Genomic DNA, 19,195 nt, shown 5'->3' with positions numbered 1-19,195 from the left:
ATGCCGGACGAGGATGACCTGAACCTGTGGCTCGAGGACGTCGAGGGCACGGACGCGCTCGCGTGGGTCCGTGAGCGCAACGCCGAGACCGTCGCCGCGCTGACCGGCGGGGAGCGCTTCGCCGCCCTGCGCGACGGCATCCAGGCGGTGCTCGACGCCGACGACCGCATCCCGATGATCGCCTGGCACGGCGAGCGCGTGTACAACCTGTGGAAGGACGCCGGGCACCCGCGGGGCCTCTGGCGGCGCACGACGCTCGAGTCGTACCGCGGCGGCACCCCGGACTGGCAGACCGTCCTGGACCTCGACGCGCTCGCCGAGACCGAGGGCGAGAACTGGGTCTGGCAGGGCGCCACCTACCTGCGCACGGGCCCGCTCGCCGGGGAGCACCGCTGCCTCGTGGCGCTGTCGCGCGGCGGCGCCGACGCCTCCGTGGTGCGCGAGTTCGACCTCGACACGCTCGAGTTCGTCAAGGACGGCTTCGAGCTGCCCGAGGCCAAGAGCAGCGTGAGCTGGATCGACGCCGACTCGGTCTTCGTCGGCACCGACACCGGCCCCGGATCGATGACGTCCTCGGGCTACCCCCGCCAGGTGCGGGCCTGGCGGCGCGGCACCGCCGTCGCCGACGCGCCGGTGGTGTTCGAGGGCTCCCCCGACGACGTGTCCGTCCGCGCCACCTCGGACCCGTCGGTCGACGGCCGCCGCGCGATCGTCCGGCAGGCGACGGACTTCTTCAACGCCCGGCGGTACCTGCTGATCGACGGCGAGCTCACCGAGCTCGACGTCCCCGAGGACGCCGGCGTCGACATCCACCGCGAGTGGCTGCTGGTGCGGGTCCGCACCGACTGGCCGGTGGCGGGCGTGACGCATCCGGCGGGCACCCTGCTCATCACGCGGCTGGAGTCGTACCTGTCCGGCGACCGCACGCTCACCCCGCTCTTCACGCCGGACCCGCACACCTCGCTGAGCTACGCGGAGTGGACCCGCACGGGCCTGATCCTGGTGCTGCTGGCCGACGTGCGCAGCCGGCTCGAGCTGCTGTCCTTCGCGGACGGCGAGTGGCGGCGCACGGTGCTCGGCACGGAGCTCGGCCAGACCGACGTGTGGACCACGAACCAGGACGCCGACGAGCAGTACCTGCTGCTGTCCAGCGGCTTCACCCTGCCCCCGACGCTGCGCCACGGCGTGCTCGGGTCGGCCGAGGGGCCCGCGATCCTCAAGCAGGGCCCGGCGTACTTCGAGGCGGACGGGATCGAGACCCGGCAGTTCTTCGCCACGTCGGCGGACGGCACCCAGGTGCCCTACTTCGTGGTCGGCCGCCCCGGCGCCGGACCCGGCCCGACCCTGCTGTCCGGCTACGGCGGCTTCGAGGTGTCCCGCGTCCCGTCCTACAACTCGATCATCGGCCGCGGCTGGCTCGCCCGCGGCGGCACCTACGTCGTGGCGAACATCCGCGGCGGCGGGGAGTACGGGCCCGCCTGGCACCGGGCCGCCCTGCGCGAGCGGCGCCCGCGCGCCTACGAGGACTTCGCGGCCGTCGCCGGCGACCTCGTCGAGCGCGGCATCACCACCCGCGATCAGCTCGGCGCCGAGGGCGGCTCCAACGGCGGGCTGCTCATGGGCGTGATGCTGACCCGCTACCCGGAGCTGTTCGGCGCGATCGTGTGCGCGGTGCCGCTGCTGGACATGCGCCGCTACCACCTGCTGCTCGCCGGGGCGTCGTGGATGGCCGAGTACGGCGACCCCGACAACCCCGAGGACTGGGCCTACCTGTCGCTGTTCTCGCCGTACCAGAACGTGCGCGACGCCGTGCCGTACCCGCCGACGCTCATCACCACGTCGACCCGCGACGACCGGGTGCACCCCGGGCACGCGCGCAAGATGGTGGCGCGGCTGCGCGAGCACGGCAAGAACGTGACGTACTACGAGAACATCGAGGGCGGCCACGGCGGGGCGGCCGACAACGCGCAGCTCGCCTTCAAGTGGGCCCTCGCGTTCGAGTTCCTGTGGCGGACGCTCGCGGCCTAAGCGGGGGCGAGCGCCGCCAGGTCGTCCGCCGCGACCCTCCGGCGGGTGGTGCGGCGGTAGCGGTAGACCTGCACGGCGCCGGCGATCCACAGCACGTACTGCACCGCGAACGCCCACCGGAACGCGGCCAGCGTCGGGTGCTCGGCGCCCGGCGGGGTCCGCACGTCCAGGATCACGCCGACGGCGACGATGAGCACGATGGAGGCCGCGAAGCCGCCGACGTTCACGATGCCGGTCGCGCCGCCGATGCGGTCCGCGGGGTTGAACGAGCGCGCGTAGTCGAAGCCGATCATCGAGCCGGGACCGTTGACCGTCAGCACCAGCACGAGCACGGTCAGCAGCCACAGCGGGGCGCGCCCCGGCCACAGCAGCACCACGGTCCAGGCCAGGGCGGACGCGCCGACGATGCCGAGGACGAGGGTCGAGCGGTGGTACGGCAGCCGCCCGCAGAAATGCCCGATCGCCGGGCCCATCACGAGCCCGCCGATGGTGAGCAGCGACAGCAGCAGCGCGGCGGTGTCCGGGGCGAGGCCCTCGCCCTGGGTCAGGAACGGATACCCCCACAGCAGCGCGAACACCGAGCCGGAGAACTGCGTGACGAAGTGCGTCCACAGCCCCAGCCGCGTGCCCGGGTGGCTCCAGGAGTGCTTCAGGCCGAGCTTGCGCGGCGGGCCTTCGCCGGCCTCGGCGGTCTCGGGCTGGTCGCGCAGTGCGACCAGGACCAGCACGACCGCCGCGGCGCCCAGCCCGGCCGCACCGAGGAACGTCGCCGTCCAGCCCTGGTGGCGCAGCAGCAGCACCAGCGGTACCGCGGACGACAGCGCGCCCAGCTGCCCCAGCATGCCCGTGACCTGCACCATGAGCGGGTTGCGGCGGGGCGGGAACCACATCGCCACGATCCGCAGCACGCTGATGAACGTCATCGCGTCGCCGACCCCGATGAGCACCCGGGCGGCGATGGCCGTGCCCACGTCGCCGGCGAAGGCGAACACGAGCTGCCCGGCGAGCATGAGCGCGCCACCGGCGGCGAGCAGCCGGCGGGAGCCGAACCGGTCCAGCAGCACGCCGACCGGGATCTGCATCGCCGCGTACACGGCCAGCTGCGCCACGGAGAGGGTGGACAGCAGCGCCGTGCCGACGCCGAGACGGTCCGCGGCCTCGACCCCGGCGACGCCGAGGGAGGAGCGGTGGAAGACGGCGACGATGTACGCGAGGAGCCCGACGGACCACATGATGTAACGGCGCATAGCGCGACCCACGCTATCGGCCCGTGGGCGGGATGCGGGGTGAGTGTGACGGCCCTCAACTGTGCGTTTGCAGACACCGCCTACGCTGTCGGGGTCTGCTTTGCCGTTTCTCGTCCGGTTGACACGCACCGCTCTGCCGTTCTCGTCCGGTTGGCACACACCGCTTCGCCGTTTCTCGCCCGGTTGACACGCATCAGGGGAACTTCGTCATGACCGACCCGACCGCCCTGACCGAGCGCCCGATCGCGTGGGAGCACTCGGGCGACGGCGAGTTCCCCTACCAGGCCGAGGTCGACGGCCGGGCCCTGACCGTGCGCGTCAACGACTTCCCGGCGGAGCCGCTCTACACCCTCATCGTCGACGGCGCGGAGCTGGCCGACCTCGACGACTGGCCGCGGTCGTGGCGGCGGCCCCCGACCCCGAGCCACCTGCTGGACCTGGTGGCCCGCCCCGTGACGGCGGACCTGCTGGGCACCTGGGCCCGCCGCGTGTGCGGCGTGACGACGGAGCACCCCGCCGAGGTGGCCGCGCTGCTGGGCCTGCCCGCCCCGACCCAGGACGACCTGGGCCGCCTGTTCGTGCAGCCCAGCCCGCCCGGAACCACGTGGCTGCAGCTGTTCATGAACGACCGGGCGGGCCTGGCCTCGGTGGAGGTCCGCTTCGCCGAGCCGTCGCTGACCCGGGCCGACCTGGACGCGCGCTTCGGCCCGAGCGAGAACCTGCCCCGGGTGCACTGGGACTCCCCGCACGTGACCGCGCACCGCATCACCACGCCGGACGCCCCGCTGTCGTGCACCCTGTTCGCGTCCTTCGACGAGGACCCGGCCCCGGACTCGCGAGCCTTCCAGATCTCCCTGCGCCGCGACCACCACTGAGCGCGGAGCCTCGCCCGACGACATGGTCCGCCGGGTGACCGCGCTCGCCTACACTGCGCCCATGCCACTCACCTGGAGGGTCACCGCCACCGTCTTGGGCGTGGCGGGCCTGGCCGCGCTCGCGGTGCACCGGTACGTGCTGCAGGCGATGTTCTGGCGGATCGAGCCCGCCTCCGCCGGCATCGGGCTGAGCTTCGCGACCCTCGCGATCGCCGGGCTCGGCCCGCTCCTGGTCTACCTGTGGCTGACCCGGCGGCACCTGCGGGCACCGGCGACGTTCCAGCGCACCGGCGACGGGCCGGCCTTCACCGTGGCCGGCTCGCCGCTGCCCGGTTTCCTGGTCATCATGCTGATCCTGCAGGCCGGCAACGCGTTGCCGGCCGAGAAGGTGCCGGGCACGGACCGGATCGGGCCGCCCACCGACCCGGCGCTGCGGGCGCTGTTCGCGCTGCTCGCGCTCGAGGTCCTGGTCGCGCTCGCGGTGCTGTGGCTGCCGCGCCCGGGGCTGCGCCTCACCCCGGCCGGGATCGCCGTGCGCAACGTCTTCCGGGTTCAGGAGATCGCCTGGGACGACCTGCTCCCGGGTGGCCCGCAACCGGGGCGGCAGTGGATGATGCGGCTGCACTTCCGCGGCCCGGGCGGCGACCCGCACTCGTGCCGCGTCGCGCTGTTCTTGCTGTCGGTGAACGGGGCCTTCCTCGCCTCGGTCGTGCGGCACTACGCCGAACGGCCGGAGCACCGCGCCGACATCGGCACCGAGGGCGAACTGGAGCGGCTCCGGTCCGGCTTCGGGCAGCGGGTGCCGCAGCCGGCCGCCTGAGAAGGGCACGGCTGTCCGCGTTGGCCCGCACCGCAACTACACTGAACGTGTCGACCGGTTCGACGCTCCGGAGTGACCACCATGATCGGTTAGGTGGCGGAGGGTAAGATTAGGTTTAGAAAGATGAGCCCGGCCGACCGACCCGTGCGCATTCGCGAGGCCGCGGCTCACTAACCACGCAGCGCCCGCTTGATCGGGGCCGTCTTCGCCGCGGCCTCGGCCACCTCGGCCGCCGGGTCGCTGTCCCAGACGATCCCGCCGCCGGCCCACAGGTGCGCCCGGCCGTCCGCGACCGCCACCGTGCGAATCGTGAGGCCGAGGTCGATTTCGACGCGGCCGTGCGGCGCCCCGGGGCCCGGCGCCCCGTGCCCGATCCACCCGCAGGCGCCCATGCTCGGGCCGCGGCCGACGGGCTCGAGGCGCGTGGCCACGTCGATCGCGGCGAGCTTCGGCGCGCCCGTCACCGAGCCGCCCGGCCAGACCGCGGCGAGCAGCTCGGCCAGGCCCACGCCCGGCGCGAGCCGCGCGCTGACCGTCGACTCGGCCTGCCACAGCCCGGACCACCGGCGCAGCGCGAACAGCTCGTCGACGCGCACCGAGCCGACCTCGGCCACCCGGCCCAGGTCGTTGCGCTCGAGGTCGACGATCATCACGTGCTCGGCGCGCTCCTTCGCCGAGGCCAGCAGCTCGGCGCGGCCCTGCGCCGTCGCCGGGCGGGTGCCCTTGATCGGGCGGGTGACGGCCCGGCCGCCGGCCACCGCCACCAGGGTCTCCGGCGACGCCGAGGCGACCCACCAGCGCTCGCCGCGCAGCACGCCGCCGTAGCGGGCGCCCGGGAGGGCCGCGACGCGCGCGAGTGCGGGCCCGGGGCCGAGGCCGAGGCCCGAGCCGGAGGCGGGGCCGGAGCCCGAGCCGAGGCCGGAGCCCGAGCCGAGGCCAGAGCCCGAGCCAAGGCCAGAGCCCGAGCCAAGGCCAGAGCCCGAGCCGGAGCCGGGGCCGGAGCTAGAGACGGAGCCGGGGCCGGAGCCGGAGACGGAGCCGAACGGGGCGCTGGCGTGCCCGACGAGGTTGACGACGTACACGTCGCCGCGCGCGATCGCCGCCCGCACGCCGTCGACCGCCGCCGCGTGCTCGGCCTCGGTCCAGCTCGGCGTCCACGGGCCGACAGCGGACACACCCCCCGGTGAACCAGCCGAAAAATCGGATATTTCCGAAATGCTCGGGGAATCGGCAGCACGGGGCGAGGCCGATTCGCGCCATGTGAGTGAAGAGGCAAATCGCCCCGAATCCGGAGAATCCGCAACCGGTGCCGGTGCAACGTTCACGGTTCCGGGTGACGAATAGGCGACAGTTGTCCCGGGCGCGGGTGACCGGCGCGGGCCGTGCGAGTACGCCACCGCCACCAGATCCGGCACGGAGGGTGCCGGCGACGGAGTCACGGAGGGTGGCGCCAGGAGGACCGAAATCCCACAGGTGAACGCGTCAGTGACGGTGGGTGACGCCGAGATGTCCGCGAGATGCACGCCCTGCGACGCGGCGAACTCGATCAGTAATTGAAGAGGGTCTCCGCCGTCCCGGGAATACCATTCGAAGCGGGAGCGCTCCCAGATGCGGGCTCTACACGCGCCGGGTAACCCGGGCGGGTGAAGATCCACAGTCCCGGGCCCGTACCCGACAACCGGTCCTAGTGTGCTCATACGAAGGGTGGATTATCCCTAAGTTGTGCCGTCACATGTTCGGAATAGTGTCGTTGGCCGTAGTAGCGTGCATCACTGGTCATGTGAAGAACCCCACAGACCTCAATTGAATCTCTCAAATCGGAGACCCCCGATGCTCTGCCAGCACCAGCCCCCCTGTCCCACCGCCGAAGACACCGACCGCGAAGCCGCCCGCGTTTCCGCGAGCCACCCCGAGCAGGGGTGGAGCCTGCTCTGCAACGGCGTGATCGTCTTCGAGGACACCGGCGAGCTTCTGCCCGATTGCTCCGTGATCGAGCCTCACCGCGGGTGGGCGCCGCACACGCTGGTGGGCGCCGCACCGCGGTAACACTCCGTAGCTACGGGGAAGTCACTCTTCGTAAGCGGAGGCCGGAGGACACGAGCACACCAGGTTCCGGTCTCCGTAGCTGTCATCGATGCGGCGCACCGGCGGCCAGTACTTCGCCTCGCGCGAGGCCGCCGACGGGAAGGCCGCCACCGACCGCGGGTAGGCGTGCTCCCACGAGTCGGCCGTCACCACCGCCGCCGTGTGCGGCGCGTTCACGAGCGGGTTGTCGCCGGCCGGCCATGCACCCGACGCCACCCGATCGATCTCCGCCTTGATCGCGATCATGGCGTCGCAGAAGCGGTCCAGCTCGCCCAGGTCCTCACTCTCGGTCGGCTCGACCATGAGCGTCCCGGACACCGGGAACGACATCGTCGGGGCGTGGAAGCCGTAGTCGATGAGCCGCTTCGCCACGTCGGCGACGGTCACGCCGCTGGCCTTGGTGATCCCCCGCAGGTCCAGGATGCACTCGTGCGCGACGAGGTGCTCCGCGCCGCTGTAGAGCACCGGGTAGTGCTCACGCAGCCGGGCCGCCACGTAGTTGGCCGCCAGCACCGCGGTCGCCGTCGCCTTCGCGAGGCCGTCGGGGCCCATCAGCCGCAGGTACGCCCACGGGATCGGCAGGATGCCGGCCGAGCCGAACGGCGCCGCCGAGACCGGGCCGACCGGCGCGTCCGCGGCGAGGAACGGGTGCGAGGGCAGGAAGCGCGCGAGGTGGGCGCGGACCGCGACCGGCCCGACGCCGGGGCCGCCGCCGCCGTGCGGGATGCAGAAGGTCTTGTGCAGGTTGAGGTGCGACACGTCGGCGCCGAACTGCCCGGGCTTGGCGAAGCCGAGCAGCGCGTTGAGGTTGGCCCCGTCGACGTAGACCTGCCCGCCGGCGTCGTGGACCTTCCCGCACAGCTCGGCGATGCCGGTCTCGTACACCCCGTGCGTCGACGGATACGTGACCATGATGGCCGCGAGCCGGTCGCGGTGCTGCTCGATCTTCCGGTCGAGGTCGGCGAGGTCGACGTTGCCGAGCTCGTCGCAGGCGACGACGGCGACCCGCATCCCGGCCATGACGGCGCTGGCCGCGTTGGTGCCGTGCGCGCTGGACGGGATCAGGCACAGGTCGCGCTCGGTGTCGCCGCGGTCGTGGTGGTAGGCCCGGATCGCCAGCAGCCCCGCGAGCTCGCCCTGCGATCCCGCGTTGGGCTGCAGGCTCACGGCGTCGTAGCCGGTGACCTCGGCGAGCCAGCGCTCGAGATCGGCGATGAGGCGGCGGTACCCCTGGGTCTGCGCGTCGGGCGCGAACGGGTGGACGTTCGCGAACTCGGGCCAGGTGATCGGCTCCATCTCGGTGGTCGCGTTGAGCTTCATGGTGCAGGAGCCCAGCGGGATCATGCCGCGGTCGAGCGCGTAGTCCTTGTCGGAGAGCCGGCGCAGGTACCGCAGCATCGCCGTCTCGGATCGATGACTGCTGAACACCGGGTGCGTGAGGTAGTCCGACGCGCGGCGCAGCTGCGCCGGGACCGTGTCGGCCGTGTCGAGCCCGGTGACGTCGGCGTGGGCGAGGCCGAAGGCGGCGAGCACGTCGCGCAGGTGCCCGAACGTCGTGGTCTCGTCGCAGGCGATGCCGACCCGGTCGGCGTCGACGCGGCGCAGGTTGATCCCGCGCTCCGCGGCGGCCTCGACGATCTCGCCGGCCCGCCCTGGTACGACCGCCGTCACCGTGTCGAAGAAGGCCCGGTGCTCGACGGTGACCCCGCCCGCGCTGAGCCCGGCGGCGAGGCGCACGGCCATGTCGTGGGTCCGCGCGGCGATCTCCCGCAGCCCGTCGGGGCCGTGGTAGACCGCGTACATGCTCGCGACGACGGCGAGCAGCACCTGCGCGGTGCAGATGTTGCTGGTCGCCTTCTCGCGGCGGATGTGCTGCTCGCGGGTCTGCAGCGCGAGGCGGTAGGCGGGGGCGCCGCCAGCGTCCTTGGACACGCCGACGAGCCGGCCGGGCAGGGTGCGCTCGAGGCCCTGGCGGACCGCGATGTATCCGGCGTGCGGGCCGCCGAAGCCCATCGGCACGCCGAAGCGCTGGGCGCTGCCGACGGCGACGTCGGCCCCGATCGCGCCGGGCTCGCGCAGCACGCACAGGGCGAGCAGGTCGGCGGCGACGGTGGCGATCGCGCCCCGCTCATGGGCCAGGGCGATGAGGGCCTCGTGGTCGCGCACGGCCCCGGAGGCGCCCGGATACTGCAGGTGCACCCCGAAGAACGCCTCGGGCAGCTCCTCGACGGCGAGGTCGAGGACGCGCACCTCGATGCCGAGCGGTTCGGCGCGGGTCCGGATGACGGCGAGGGTCTGCGGGAGCACGTCGGCGTCGACGACGTACACCTCGGACTTCACCTTCGACGAGCGCCGGGCGAGGGTCATCGCCTCCGCGGCCGCGGTCGCCTCGTCCAGCAGCGACGCCCCGGAGACCGGCAGCCCGGTGAGGTCGGCGACGACGGTCTGGAAGTTCAGCAGCGCCTCGAGCCGGCCCTGGGAGATCTCCGGCTGGTACGGCGTGTAGGCCGTGTACCACGACGGGTCCTCGAGCACGTTGCGCAGGATCACCGGCGGGGTGTGGGTGCCGTGGTACCCGAGGCCGATCATCGACACCAGGGTCCGGTTCGCCGCGGCGAGGGCACGCAGCTCGGCCAGCACCTCGGCCTCGGACGCGGCGAGCGGCAGGTCCAGCGGCTTGTGCCAGCGGATCGAGCCGGGGATCGCGGCGGTCATGAGGTCCTCGACCGTCTCGTACCCGACGGTCTTGAGCATCCGGGCCTGTTCGTCGGCGCTCGGGCCGATGTGCCGCGCGGCAAAACTGGTCATGGGCCACAACTCTCTGGGCGGATCGCGGGACAGGGGCGAACGTGCGCTCCTCCCCCTCTGTCGCAGACTCCAGAGGTGCCAACCCGCCGCGGTCCTTTTGCCTGAGAGGTTCCGGGGAGGATTTGCCCCTTCGGCGTCGCTGCTCTGCACAGCGATCTCTCCCGCGCGGGTATTGCCGGCAGGACTACCCTACCAACAGTGCAGGACTTGACCATCGTGGCGAAGCACACGATCTACTCCGCGGTCGTCGGCTCCCGCGCCTACGGGCTGGACGGCCCGGACTCCGACACCGACCGCCGGGGCGTGTTCCAGACGCCGAGCGACGCCTTCTGGTCGCTGGACAAGCCGCCCACCCACGTCGAGGGGCCGCTGCCGGAGCAGTTCTCGTGGGAGGTCGAGCGGGCCTGCACCCTGGCCCTCGCGGCGAACCCGACGGTGTGGGAGTGCCTGTCGGCGCCGCTGGTCGAGCACGTCACGGACGCCGGCCGCGCGCTGCTGGAGCTGCGCCCGGCGTTCCTGTCCCGCCGCGCCGCCCGCACCTACGGCGACTACGCCCGCGACCAGCTCGGCAAGCTCACCTCGGTGCGCGCCCGCACGGGCGAGGTCCGCTGGAAGCAGGCGATGCACATGGCCCGCCTGCTGCGCGCCGGCGCCCACGTCCTGCGCACCGGCGAGGTTCTGGTGGACGTGACCCCCTGGCGCGACGAGCTCCTGGCGATCCGCCGTGGCGAGCTGAGCTGGGAGGACTTCCAGTCCCTGGCCGGCGCCCTGACCGCCGGCCTGGCCGCCGCCGAGTCGGCGTCGAAGCTCCGGGAGGAGCCCGATCGGGCCGCGGTGGAGCGCTTCCTGTTCGCCCTGCGAACCACGGCACCTGTACCGCCCGTGCGAGCGACCACCGCCCAGCCCCCGGCCCCGGAGGGCATCCCGGCCTGGGCCGGTGCGGTGGCCGACGAGCACCCGTACCCCCTCGCCTTCGCCACGGTCAGCGGCGCCCACCTCTACGGCTTCGCCTCCGTCGACTCGGACCTGGACCTGCGCGCCTGCCACCTCCTGCCCCTGGACGAGGTGGTGGGCCTGGACACCGGCCCGGACACGGTGGAGGTGGGCGGCGAGCGCGAGGGCATGGAGCTGGACATCGTCAGCCAGGAGCTGGCGAAGTTCGTCCGCCTCCTCCTGCGCCCGAACGGGTACGTCCTGGAGCAGCTGCTCTCCCCGCTGGTGGTGCGCACCGGCCCCCTGCACGACGAGCTCAAGGCCCTGGCCCCGCACTGCCTGACCCCGGAGCACGCCCGGCACTACCTGGGCTTCGCCTCGGGCCAGTGGCTGCTGCACGCGAAGACCGGCGAGCTGAAGCCCGCCCTCTACACCCTGCGGGTGCTGCACACCGGCATCCACCTGATGCGCACCGGCGAGATCGAGTCGGACCTGCGCGTGCTCAACACCCTCCCCTACGTCCCGGACCTGATCGAGGCCAAGAAGGCCGGCGAACACCGCGCCCTGCCCCCGTCGCTGGTCGCACCGGAGGTCCTGGCCGCGGACGTGGCACGGCTGACGGCGGAGCTGGAGTCGGCGCGGGACACCTCACGGCTGCCCGCGACCCCGTCGGCCGCCCCGGCGCTGAACGACCTGCTGATCCGCACCCGGCTGTCCCGATGACCGAGCCGTTGCACGGGCCTTCGCACGAGCCCGTGAACGAGCCTCCGCACGGGCCGCCGGGCCGGGCCGGGACCATCGCCGCCTTCCACGCCGGGCTCGGGCTGGACGGCCCCACGTGGCGGGCGGCCGGCTGGGGCAGCGAGGACCTGCAGCGCATCCGCTTCGAGGCCCTGACCCGCGCCGCCGGCTACGCGGGCGGCACGGTGCTCGACTGGGGCTGCGGCCCCGGCGACCTGTACTTCCACCTCCGCGCCATGCGCCTCCCCCTGCACTACACCGGCGTCGACCTGAACCCGGCCATGGTCGAGCTGGCCACGTCCCGCGGCGTCCCCGGCGTCTCGCTCCTGCCGGTGACCGAGACCCCGGCGGGCCGCCACGACTACGTGTTCCTCAGCGGCGTCTTCCAGTTCGCCGACCCGGACGACCCGCTCTACTACCTCAGCACTTTAGAACACGCGTACGACATTTCCGGGCGAGCCGTGGCCGCGAACTTCCTCAGCGCGAACCGCCCGGCGGCCGCCCGCGCGCACGACGAGCTCTACGCCGACCCGTCGGTCCTGATGCGGTTCGCGGCCGCCCTGACCGACCGGTGGCGCATCGACCACGCCTACCACCCGCAGGGCGCGGACTTCACGATCGCCCTGCTGCGCTAGGCCCCCGGACCCGTTCAGCCGGCGCGGCAGCGGGCGGAGTTGGGGTCGACCATCAGCAGCGAGGAGTCGACGGCCTCGAAGTCGGAGCCCTTCAGCGCCTTGAGCGCGTCGAGCTGGGTGTTGCTCCACTTCGCGTCCTCGGCGCCGGTGAAGTACCACGGGGAGCCGTTGTCGGCCAGGATCGCGCCGTACGTCTTCAGCGCCTGCGCCACCGCCCGCGCCTGCGGCGGGTACTTCGCGATGTCCACCGACGCCTTGAGCCGGAACCGGGCGCCCATCGGCGGCAGCGCGGCGTCGGTGGCATCGGACGCGGCGTGGCGGGCCGGCCAGACGAAGGCTTTGCGGGTCTTCGGCGCGGTGAAGCGGATCGCGTGGTCGATCCGGCCCGCCGCGGCCTCCTCGGCGCGGGGCAGGCCGGGCAGGATCGGCAGGCCCGCGGCGTCGGCCGAGGTCCAGCCGCTCTTGCGCAGGGCGTTGCCGCGCAGGTCGTAGACGGCGCCGGAGCCCGCCTTCCAGGAGCCGTCCGGCTGCGCCGACGCGGCGTAGAGCTCGTACGCCTTGCAGGCCGCGGTGTCCTGGACGATCACGTGCCGGTCGCCGCCGGCGTTCGCGCCGCCCTCGACGCGCGCGTCGCGCGGGATCGGGTACGGGCCGGGGTCGCTCTCCCCGGCGTACTCGAAGGTGACCTTGACCTTGGCCTGACCGGCCGGGACGTTCGTGACCGGGATGCCGAACGTGGTGCCGAAGTCGGGGTGGGCGTGCGCGGCGGCGCCGATGCTCGCCACCCAGGCCGCGGAGTCGCGGCTCACGGGCAGTTTGGACACGTCGGCGTGCCAGACGTTGTCGGCCGGGAAGATCGTGCAGGGACCGGCGGTGGAGGGTGCCGGGGAGGCGGTCCCGAGCCCGCCCTCGGCCCCGGGGATCGCGGGCGACGCGGCCAGGGCCGGCTGCGGCGTGGCCGGGGGCGGCGTCGCGGACGGCGAGCAGCCCTGCAGCAGTACCAATGCCAGCACCACGGCCGTCGTCCGCCTCATGCCGCGCGACGCTACCCGGCGGGCCGCGGCGCCTCCACCAGGTCACCCGTGCGGGCTGTTAGCATTCCCCGCGTGGCAGACCGGCAGGGTCTCGGGCCGGTGCTCACCGTCCCGAACCTCATCAGCTTCATGCGCCTGCTCGGCGTGCCATTGTTCCTGTACCTGTTCCTCGCCACCGACGCCACCGGCTGGGCGGTCGCCGTGCTCGTCATCGGCGGGCTCAGCGACTGGGTCGACGGGTTCGCGGCGCGCCGGCTCAAGCAGGTCAGCCGCCTCGGCGAGCTGCTGGACCCGCTCGCCGACCGGCTGTACATCCTGGCCACCCTGTTCGCGCTGACGTTCAAGGACGTCGTGCCCTGGTGGTTCACGATCGCGCTGCTGGCCCGCGAGGCCGTGATGGTGCTGGTCCTCGTGGTGCTGCGGATCCTCGGCCACGGCCCGCCGCCGGTGCACTACGTGGGCAAGACCGCCACCGCGATCCTGCTCATGGGCTTCCCGATGATGCTGCTGGCGCACTTCGCCGAGTCCGCGCGCTCGTGGGCGCAGCCCAGCGGCTGGGCGCTGCTGTGGTGGGGCATCGTCCTGTACTGGGTCGCGGCCGTGTTCTACGTGATCCAGGCCACCGTGCACGTCCGCGCGGGGCGGGCGGTGCAGTTGAAGGCCTCCAGCTCCTCGTGACCTCGCCCCGCCGCGACGACCTGCTCGGCGAGCTGTTCCGCAACCCGCTCGACCCCGGCTACGCGGCCGCGGCCGCGCGCCGTGGCGGCGCTCCCGCGCCGCGGTCCGGCCGGTGGCTGACCGTCGTGGCGATGCTGGCCATCGGGTTCCTGCTGGCGGTGGCGTACCACCAGGTGGTGCAGGCCGCCCCGGGCACCTCGAAGGCCCGCGACGATCTCGTGGCCGACGTGCGCGCCCGCCAGAAGACCGCCGACGACCTGCAGCGGCGCGCCGCCGAGCTGCGCGCGCAGGTCGACCAGGCCCGCGACGACGCGCTCGCCGACGGCGACAGCGCCGCCCGGCTGCGCGACCTGGCCGCCGGCACCGGCACCGGGAAGGTCACCGGGGACGGGGTGGCGGTCCGCATCGCCGACGCGCCGCCGCAGGTCGATCCGGTCACCGGCCGTACGCAGGACGAGAACCTCGGCGTCGTGCTCGACCGGGACCTGCAGGACATCGCCAACGGGCTGTGGCAGTCCGGCGCCGAGGCGATCGCGGTCAACGGCCAGCGGCTCACCGCGACCGGCACGATCCGGGCCGCCGGCGGGGTCATCCTCGTCGACTTCCGGCCCGTGACCAGCCCCTACGAGGTGACCGCGATCGGGCCGCCGGACCTCGCCGACCGGTTCAACGCCTCCGCGACGGCGAAGCGGTTCAAGCGGTACGTCGACGAGTACCGCATGCAGTTCGGCGTGAAGAAGCGCACGAACCTCGCCCTCGCCGGGGCCGCCGAGCCGCCGCTGCAGTACGCCCGGACTCCCGCCCCGACCCCTTCGTCGACTCCCTCTGGAGGTCCCACGCGATGATCGCCGTGATCGCCCTGGCCATCGGCGTTGCGGCCGGTGTCTTCCTCGAGCCGTCGGTGCCGCTCGGGCTGCAGCCGTACCTGCCGATCGCCGTCGTCGCCGCGCTCGACGCGGTGTTCGGCGCCCTGCGGGCCAAGCTCGACGGCATCTTCGACGACAAGCAGTTCGTCGTCTCGTTCGTGTCGAACGTGCTGGTCGCGGCGCTGATCGTGTACCTCGGGGACAAGCTCGGCGTCGGCGGGCAGCTGTCCACCGGCGTCGTCGTGGTCCTCGGGGTGCGGATCTTCGGCAACGTGGCCGCCATCCGCCGGCACCTGTTCCGGGCGTAGCCGTGGGCAAGCCCGCCAACCTCGTCATCGCCCTGCTGCTGGCCCTGCTCGGCTTCGCCGTCGCGGTCCAGTTCAAGGCCGGCGGTACCGATGCCGAGCTCTCCTCCGCCCGGCCCGAGGACCTCGTGCGAATCCTGTCCGACCTCGACGCCCAGCAGGACCGCCTGCGCGGCGAGATCAGCGACCTCGAGGACACCCAGCGGCAGCTGGACTCGGGCGCGCAGGGGCGCGACGCGGCCCTGGCCGAGGCCCGCAAACGCGCCGACGAGCTGGGGATCCTCGCCGGGACGCTCCCCGCCGAGGGGCCGGGTCTGCAGATCGACCTCACGCAGGGCTCCGAGGCCATAAAATCCGAAACCGTGCTCGACGCCATCGAAGAACTGCGCGGGGCCGGGGCCGAGGCCATGCAGATCGCCGGGGCCGGCGGGCCCGCGGTGCGCATCGTGGCCTCGACGTACTTCGTGGACGCCCCGGACGCGGGACGGCTCGTGGTCGACGGGACGATGATCGCCGCGCCCTATACGATCACGGTCATCGGAGGTCCGGACACCATGCGGACGGCGCTGAACATCCCGGGAGGGGTCGTGGACAGCGTCCGCCAGCACGGCGGTACGGTTTCCGTGCGCGAATTGGATCCCGTGCGCGTCAACGCGTTGCACAATGCCGGTGCGCTGCAGTACGCCAAGCCCGCACAGTAGTACCCCAGCCGAGCGAAGAAGGACTTGACGTGATTCCCGACGATCTGCGGTACACCGCCGAACACGAATGGCTCGCCCCCGCCGGGGAGGGCACGTTCAGGGTCGGCATCACGCACTACGCGCAGGACTCGCTGGGCGACATCGTCTTCGTCCAGCTGCCCGAGGCGGGTGCCGCGTTCGAGACCGGCGGGTCGCTCGGCGAGGTCGAGTCGACCAAGAGCGTCTCGGAGATCTACGCTCCGGTCGCCGGCGAGGTGGTCGCGGTGAACCCGGCCCTGGAGAGCGCGCCGGAGCTCATCAACTCCGATCCGTACGGCGAGGGCTGGCTCGTCGAGCTCAAGGTGAACGACCCGGCGGCCGTCGACGCGCTGCTCGACGCGAAGGCGTACGCCGACCTGACCGCCGGCTGATCTCCCGGGAATTCGCCCGGTATTTCACCGACGCCCTTGCCGCGCGTCCGGTTGACCCGTGATTTCGCGCGTGACTAGGCTCGCTCAGTCAACCGTATGCGTTCCGAGGCTTCCCATGCATCCGGCTGACCCCGACATACGACCGTGAGGTGGTTCGATGACGCGCCCAGACGACGAGTTTCCCCCGCTCGACGTCACGTCCACGCTCAACCTTGGCGCCATTGAGGATGCCATCGAGGGGCCGGACAACGACATGGTGCCCACCCGCATGTCGGGTTCCCTGCCGCCGGGCACGGCGCTGCTCGCCGTCCGCCGCGGCCCGAACGCCGGCGCGCGCTTCCTGCTCGACCACGACGTGACCACGAGCGGCCGGCACCCCGACAGCGACATCTTCCTCGACGACGTGACGGTCTCGCGCCGCCACGCCGAGTTCCACCGCGAGGGCGGCACCTTCACCGTGCGCGACGTCGGCAGCCTCAACGGCACCTACGTCAACCGGGAACGCGTCGAGGCGGCGACGCTGAGCAACGGCGACGAGGTCCAGATCGGCAAATTCCGCCTCGTGTTCGTCGCAGGACCGCGCCCCGACGAGAGCTGAGGCGATGACGGCGTCGGCGGCCGCCTGGAACAATCCCACCCCGGGTGAGGACCTCACCCGGGGCGAGCGTCTCATGAGCATCGGCGAGGTCCTCGCGCACCTGCGCGGCGACTTCCCCGACGTGACCATCTCCAAGCTGCGCTTCCTGGAGACCGAGGGGCTCGTCGAGCCGCGGCGCACCCCGGCCGGGTACCGCAAGTACACGTGGATGGACGTGTCGCGGCTGCGCTACGTGCTCACCGCGCAGCGGGACCAGTACCTCCCCCTGCGCGTGATCCGCGAGCACCTCGCCACCATGCGTGAGCCGCTGACCGAGGTCACGGATTCGGTACCGGCCGAGGCCCCCACCGAGCTCCGCCTCACCCGCGAGGAGCTGCTGAGCAAGGCCGGGCTCACCGAGGCGGCTCTCAAGGCCCTCGAGGACCACGGGCTGCTCAAGTCCCGCCCCGGGGCCGGCTACGACGCCGACGCCCTCGAGGTGGCCACGGCCGCGGCCCGCCTCGGCGAGTTCGGCGTGGAGCCGCGGCACCTGCGCGCCTACCGGGCCGCCGCCGACCGCGAGATCGGGCTGTTCAGCCAGCTCGTGACGCCACTGACCAGGCAGAACGGCCCGGCCGGCCGCGCCCGGGCGGCCGACACGGTCCACGAGCTCGCGGCGCTCACCCAGCGCGTGCACGCCGCCCTGGTGCGCGCCGGCCTGCGCGAGATCCTCGGCAAGTAGCCCCCCGCCACCCGGTCCGTGTCCGGCCCGCGCCCGGCCTTCAGAGGCCGGACGTTCTCCACCTTCCGGGCAAAAACTGGGTGAACGGGACGTTTCGCATCGCGCTCGATCGGCTCCATCCGCAGGCGATCTTCACCACTCGGCACATCAGACGGGCATCGCGAGTGGCACGACTGCGGTGGAGTCCGTGTAACGTGCAGGGAGAGGCAAGTCGACACGGAGGCGGCAGTGCGAGAGCTGAATGTGGTCGGAGTTCGCGTGGAGCTGCCTACCAATCAGCCCATCGTGTTGCTCAAGGAGGTCGACGGAGACCGCTACCTGCCGATCTGGATCGGTGCGGTAGAGGCCACCGCGATCGCTTACGAGCAGCAGGGGGTGAAGCCGGCCCGACCCCTGACCCACGATCTGATGCGCGACATGCTCGCGGCCCTGAAGGCCCCGCTGCACGCCGTCGAGATCGTGGAGATGCGCGACAACATCTTCTACGCCGAGCTCGTCATCGGCGACAACGTCCGCGTGTCGGCCCGCCCGAGCGACTCGATCGCCCTGGCCCTTCGCGTGGGCGCCCCGATCCGCTGCGCCGACCAGGTCCTGACCGAGGCCGCCATCGTCATCCCCGACGAGCAGGAGGACGAGGTCGAGAAGTTCCGGGAGTTCCTGGAGCAGGTTCGCCCGGAGGACTTCGCCGGCTGACCGCCCGGCACATCCGGGGCGCGCCCGATCCGGCCGCCGTGGACTGACAGCAGCTCCCTCCGCAGCGACTCACCCAGTCTCGGGCGACTCCATCACGCCCCGGGCTCCCACCGACCGATCTCACCCCCGGTACCGCCCGGCCGAGGCACGCCGCGCGCTGCAACGGGCGAGCGGCGGGGCGGCGGACCGAAGACGCGGACGGCGGACCGAAGACACGGACGCCAGGCCGCGGCAACGCGGCGCGGCGAGGCCCAAGCGGACAGCGGGCCAGCCGACGGCGCACGACACGCGACGACAACGCGGGCGGCAGGGCGGCGGGCGAGGACCCGGACGGCAGGCGGCGGCAACGCGAGCAGCGATGCGCAGGCGGACAGCGGGCCAGCCGACGGCGGACGACAGGCGGCGGCAACTCGGGCGGCGGGACGAGGCGGGCGGCAGGGCGCAGGCGCGGACCGCGGGCCAGCCGGCGGCAGGCGACAGGCGGCGACCAGGCGGGCGCGGCGAGGCGGGCGCGGCAAGGCGGGCGACAGTGAGCCGGCAGACGGCGGCGACGCGGATGGTGGGACGGCCAAGGGCCAGGCGCGCGGCGTCGCGAACGCGTGGGGACGGTTGCGGCGGCCGAGGTTGGGCGCGGGTGGGTGATCCCGGGCGGGCCCAGGGTGGCGAGCGTGCGACGCGGTTGATAACAAATCGGGCACACGCCCGTGTGACAGGGGCGGAAACGCCTGCGCAGTTCGGTGAAGACGCTTGCCTTCCGGAACACGACAGGTAGCGTCGGTGGTGGGTCAACCGCAGCGTCGGGGTGCCGTCGCCGACGGTCAACCAGCGTCGCGGGTGGACGCGCGCAAGGTTTCACGCACCGGCACGCGGCGTGTCGCGGCGTTACCTCCCCGCAGACCCTCAAGGTGCGCTATAGGGTTGCGGGTGTTGACGCTGGAGGTGGGTCGCAATGCAACAGCCCCCGGATCCCGGGATACCCGGCCATGCCGCTGAGGCCGCTGAGTACGCCCAGGTGAA

Annotated in this window: 17 protein-coding genes, 2 pseudogenes and 1 riboswitch; of the genes and pseudogenes, 15 read left to right on the top strand and 4 right to left on the bottom strand. The window is 72.8% G+C overall.

Features of this window, described 5'->3' with window-relative positions:
• The gene (locus AC6JBM_RS06380; RefSeq protein WP_497982668.1) at positions 1-2,028 is read left to right on the top strand and encodes a prolyl oligopeptidase family serine peptidase; all 2,028 of its coding nucleotides are present in this window, start codon (positions 1-3) and stop codon (positions 2,026-2,028) included.
• Here AC6JBM_RS06380 and AC6JBM_RS06375 read toward each other — a convergent pair.
• Positions 2,025-3,275: an MFS transporter gene (locus AC6JBM_RS06375; RefSeq protein ID WP_497982667.1), complete on the bottom strand. Its 1,251-nt coding sequence runs from the start codon at positions 3,273-3,275 to the stop codon at positions 2,025-2,027. The two genes, AC6JBM_RS06380 and AC6JBM_RS06375, sit on opposite strands and share 4 nt — an antisense overlap.
• A 209-nt stretch (positions 3,276-3,484) precedes the next feature.
• Here AC6JBM_RS06375 and AC6JBM_RS06370 point away from each other — a divergent pair, with 209 nt between their 5' ends.
• Together AC6JBM_RS06370 and AC6JBM_RS06365 are read left to right on the top strand one after the other, a co-directional pair.
• Positions 3,485-4,150, top strand: a complete 666-nt coding sequence (locus AC6JBM_RS06370; RefSeq protein WP_497982666.1) for a hypothetical protein — start codon at positions 3,485-3,487, stop codon at positions 4,148-4,150.
• 61 nt (positions 4,151-4,211) lie between these two features.
• A complete protein-coding gene (locus tag AC6JBM_RS06365) occupies positions 4,212-4,970 on the top strand; it encodes a PH domain-containing protein (RefSeq protein ID WP_497982665.1) in 759 nt (252 codons plus the stop codon).
• Positions 4,971-5,140: 170 nt separating this feature from the next.
• On the opposite strand, the pseudogene AC6JBM_RS06360 reads toward AC6JBM_RS06365, so the two are convergent.
• Positions 5,141-6,136: pseudogene (locus tag AC6JBM_RS06360) on the bottom strand (chorismate-binding protein); the annotation flags it as partial.
• Between the two features lie 664 nt (positions 6,137-6,800).
• On the opposite strand from AC6JBM_RS06360, the gene AC6JBM_RS06355 reads away from it, so the two are divergent.
• Positions 6,801-7,016, top strand: a complete 216-nt coding sequence (locus AC6JBM_RS06355; RefSeq protein WP_433076258.1) for a DUF5999 family protein — start codon at positions 6,801-6,803, stop codon at positions 7,014-7,016.
• A gap of 21 nt (positions 7,017-7,037) precedes the next feature.
• On the opposite strand, the gene gcvP is transcribed toward AC6JBM_RS06355, so the two are convergent.
• On the bottom strand, positions 7,038-9,863 hold the full coding sequence (gene gcvP, locus AC6JBM_RS06350) for an aminomethyl-transferring glycine dehydrogenase (RefSeq protein ID WP_497982664.1): 2,826 nt from the start codon (positions 9,861-9,863) through the stop codon (positions 7,038-7,040).
• A 79-nt stretch (positions 9,864-9,942) separates the two neighbouring features.
• Positions 9,943-10,037, bottom strand: a riboswitch (glycine riboswitch).
• Positions 10,038-10,070: 33 nt separating this feature from the next.
• Here gcvP and AC6JBM_RS06345 point away from each other — a divergent pair.
• The 3 genes and pseudogenes from AC6JBM_RS06345 to AC6JBM_RS06335 all read left to right on the top strand — a co-directional run.
• A pseudogene (locus AC6JBM_RS06345) lies at positions 10,071-10,724 on the top strand (nucleotidyltransferase domain-containing protein); the annotation flags it as partial.
• 60 nt (positions 10,725-10,784) lie between these two features.
• Positions 10,785-11,519, top strand: a complete 735-nt coding sequence (locus AC6JBM_RS06340) for a nucleotidyltransferase domain-containing protein (protein WP_497986425.1) — start codon at positions 10,785-10,787, stop codon at positions 11,517-11,519.
• A complete protein-coding gene (locus AC6JBM_RS06335) occupies positions 11,516-12,172 on the top strand; it encodes a methyltransferase domain-containing protein (RefSeq protein ID WP_497982663.1) in 657 nt (218 codons plus the stop codon). The genes AC6JBM_RS06340 and AC6JBM_RS06335 overlap by 4 nt, the downstream gene beginning before the upstream one ends.
• A 14-nt stretch (positions 12,173-12,186) precedes the next feature.
• Here AC6JBM_RS06335 and AC6JBM_RS06330 read toward each other — a convergent pair whose 3' ends face one another.
• Entirely contained in the window at positions 12,187-13,206 is a 1,020-nt protein-coding gene (locus AC6JBM_RS06330) for a hypothetical protein (RefSeq protein ID WP_497982662.1), read from the bottom strand.
• Positions 13,207-13,269: 63 nt separating this feature from the next.
• Here AC6JBM_RS06330 and clsA point away from each other — a divergent pair, with 63 nt between their 5' ends.
• The 8 genes from clsA to AC6JBM_RS06290 all read left to right on the top strand — a co-directional run bounded on the left by clsA (position 13,270) and on the right by AC6JBM_RS06290 (position 18,178).
• Entirely contained in the window at positions 13,270-13,884 is a 615-nt protein-coding gene (gene clsA / locus AC6JBM_RS06325; RefSeq protein WP_497986424.1) for a cardiolipin synthase ClsA, read from the top strand.
• On the top strand, positions 13,881-14,729 hold the full coding sequence (locus AC6JBM_RS06320) for a DUF881 domain-containing protein (protein ID WP_497982661.1): 849 nt from the start codon (positions 13,881-13,883) through the stop codon (positions 14,727-14,729). The genes clsA and AC6JBM_RS06320 overlap by 4 nt, the downstream gene beginning before the upstream one ends.
• Complete coding sequence (locus tag AC6JBM_RS06315; protein WP_350613529.1) at positions 14,726-15,058, top strand: small basic family protein; 333 nt, start codon at positions 14,726-14,728, stop codon at positions 15,056-15,058. Before AC6JBM_RS06320 ends, AC6JBM_RS06315 begins: the two co-directional genes overlap by 4 nt.
• A 2-nt stretch (positions 15,059-15,060) precedes the next feature.
• A complete protein-coding gene (locus AC6JBM_RS06310; RefSeq protein WP_497982660.1) occupies positions 15,061-15,756 on the top strand; it encodes a DUF881 domain-containing protein in 696 nt (231 codons plus the stop codon).
• A gap of 29 nt (positions 15,757-15,785) precedes the next feature.
• Positions 15,786-16,166, top strand: a complete 381-nt coding sequence (gene gcvH / locus AC6JBM_RS06305; protein WP_497982659.1) for a glycine cleavage system protein GcvH — start codon at positions 15,786-15,788, stop codon at positions 16,164-16,166.
• Between the two features lie 157 nt (positions 16,167-16,323).
• Complete coding sequence (odhI, locus tag AC6JBM_RS06300; RefSeq protein WP_350613525.1) at positions 16,324-16,764, top strand: oxoglutarate dehydrogenase inhibitor Odhl; 441 nt, start codon at positions 16,324-16,326, stop codon at positions 16,762-16,764.
• Positions 16,765-16,837: 73 nt separating this feature from the next.
• Positions 16,838-17,485 (top strand): transcriptional regulator FtsR, encoded by a 648-nt coding sequence (gene ftsR / locus AC6JBM_RS06295; RefSeq protein WP_497986423.1) that lies wholly within the window; start codon positions 16,838-16,840, stop codon positions 17,483-17,485.
• A gap of 228 nt (positions 17,486-17,713) precedes the next feature.
• Positions 17,714-18,178: a bifunctional nuclease family protein gene (locus AC6JBM_RS06290; protein ID WP_223093836.1), complete on the top strand. Its 465-nt coding sequence runs from the start codon at positions 17,714-17,716 to the stop codon at positions 18,176-18,178.
• The last annotated feature ends 1,017 nt before the right edge of the window (positions 18,179-19,195 follow it).

This window comes from Dactylosporangium thailandense, assembly GCF_059739745.1.
Note: the sequence above shows the minus strand (reverse complement) of the source record. Positions and strands in the feature narration are given on the sequence as shown.

Excerpts from the sequence above, each read along its gene's own strand:
- AC6JBM_RS06355 (WP_433076258.1), top strand. The coding sequence starts at position 6,801 with ATGCTCTGCCAGCACCAGCCCCCCTGTCCCACCGCCGAAGACACCGAC.
- AC6JBM_RS06365 (WP_497982665.1), top strand. The coding sequence starts at position 4,212 with ATGCCACTCACCTGGAGGGTCACCGCCACCGTCTTGGGCGTGGCGGGC.
- AC6JBM_RS06370 (WP_497982666.1), top strand. The coding sequence starts at position 3,485 with ATGACCGACCCGACCGCCCTGACCGAGCGCCCGATCGCGTGGGAGCAC.
- AC6JBM_RS06380 (WP_497982668.1), top strand. The coding sequence starts at position 1 with ATGCCGGACGAGGATGACCTGAACCTGTGGCTCGAGGACGTCGAGGGC.
- AC6JBM_RS06335 (WP_497982663.1), top strand. The coding sequence starts at position 11,516 with ATGACCGAGCCGTTGCACGGGCCTTCGCACGAGCCCGTGAACGAGCCT.
- ftsR (WP_497986423.1), top strand. The coding sequence starts at position 16,838 with ATGAGCATCGGCGAGGTCCTCGCGCACCTGCGCGGCGACTTCCCCGAC.
- odhI (WP_350613525.1), top strand. The coding sequence starts at position 16,324 with ATGACGCGCCCAGACGACGAGTTTCCCCCGCTCGACGTCACGTCCACG.
- AC6JBM_RS06375 (WP_497982667.1), bottom strand. The coding sequence starts at position 3,275 with ATGCGCCGTTACATCATGTGGTCCGTCGGGCTCCTCGCGTACATCGTC.
- AC6JBM_RS06330 (WP_497982662.1), bottom strand. The coding sequence starts at position 13,206 with ATGAGGCGGACGACGGCCGTGGTGCTGGCATTGGTACTGCTGCAGGGC.
- gcvP (WP_497982664.1), bottom strand. The coding sequence starts at position 9,863 with ATGACCAGTTTTGCCGCGCGGCACATCGGCCCGAGCGCCGACGAACAG.
- AC6JBM_RS06315 (WP_350613529.1), top strand. The coding sequence starts at position 14,726 with ATGATCGCCGTGATCGCCCTGGCCATCGGCGTTGCGGCCGGTGTCTTC.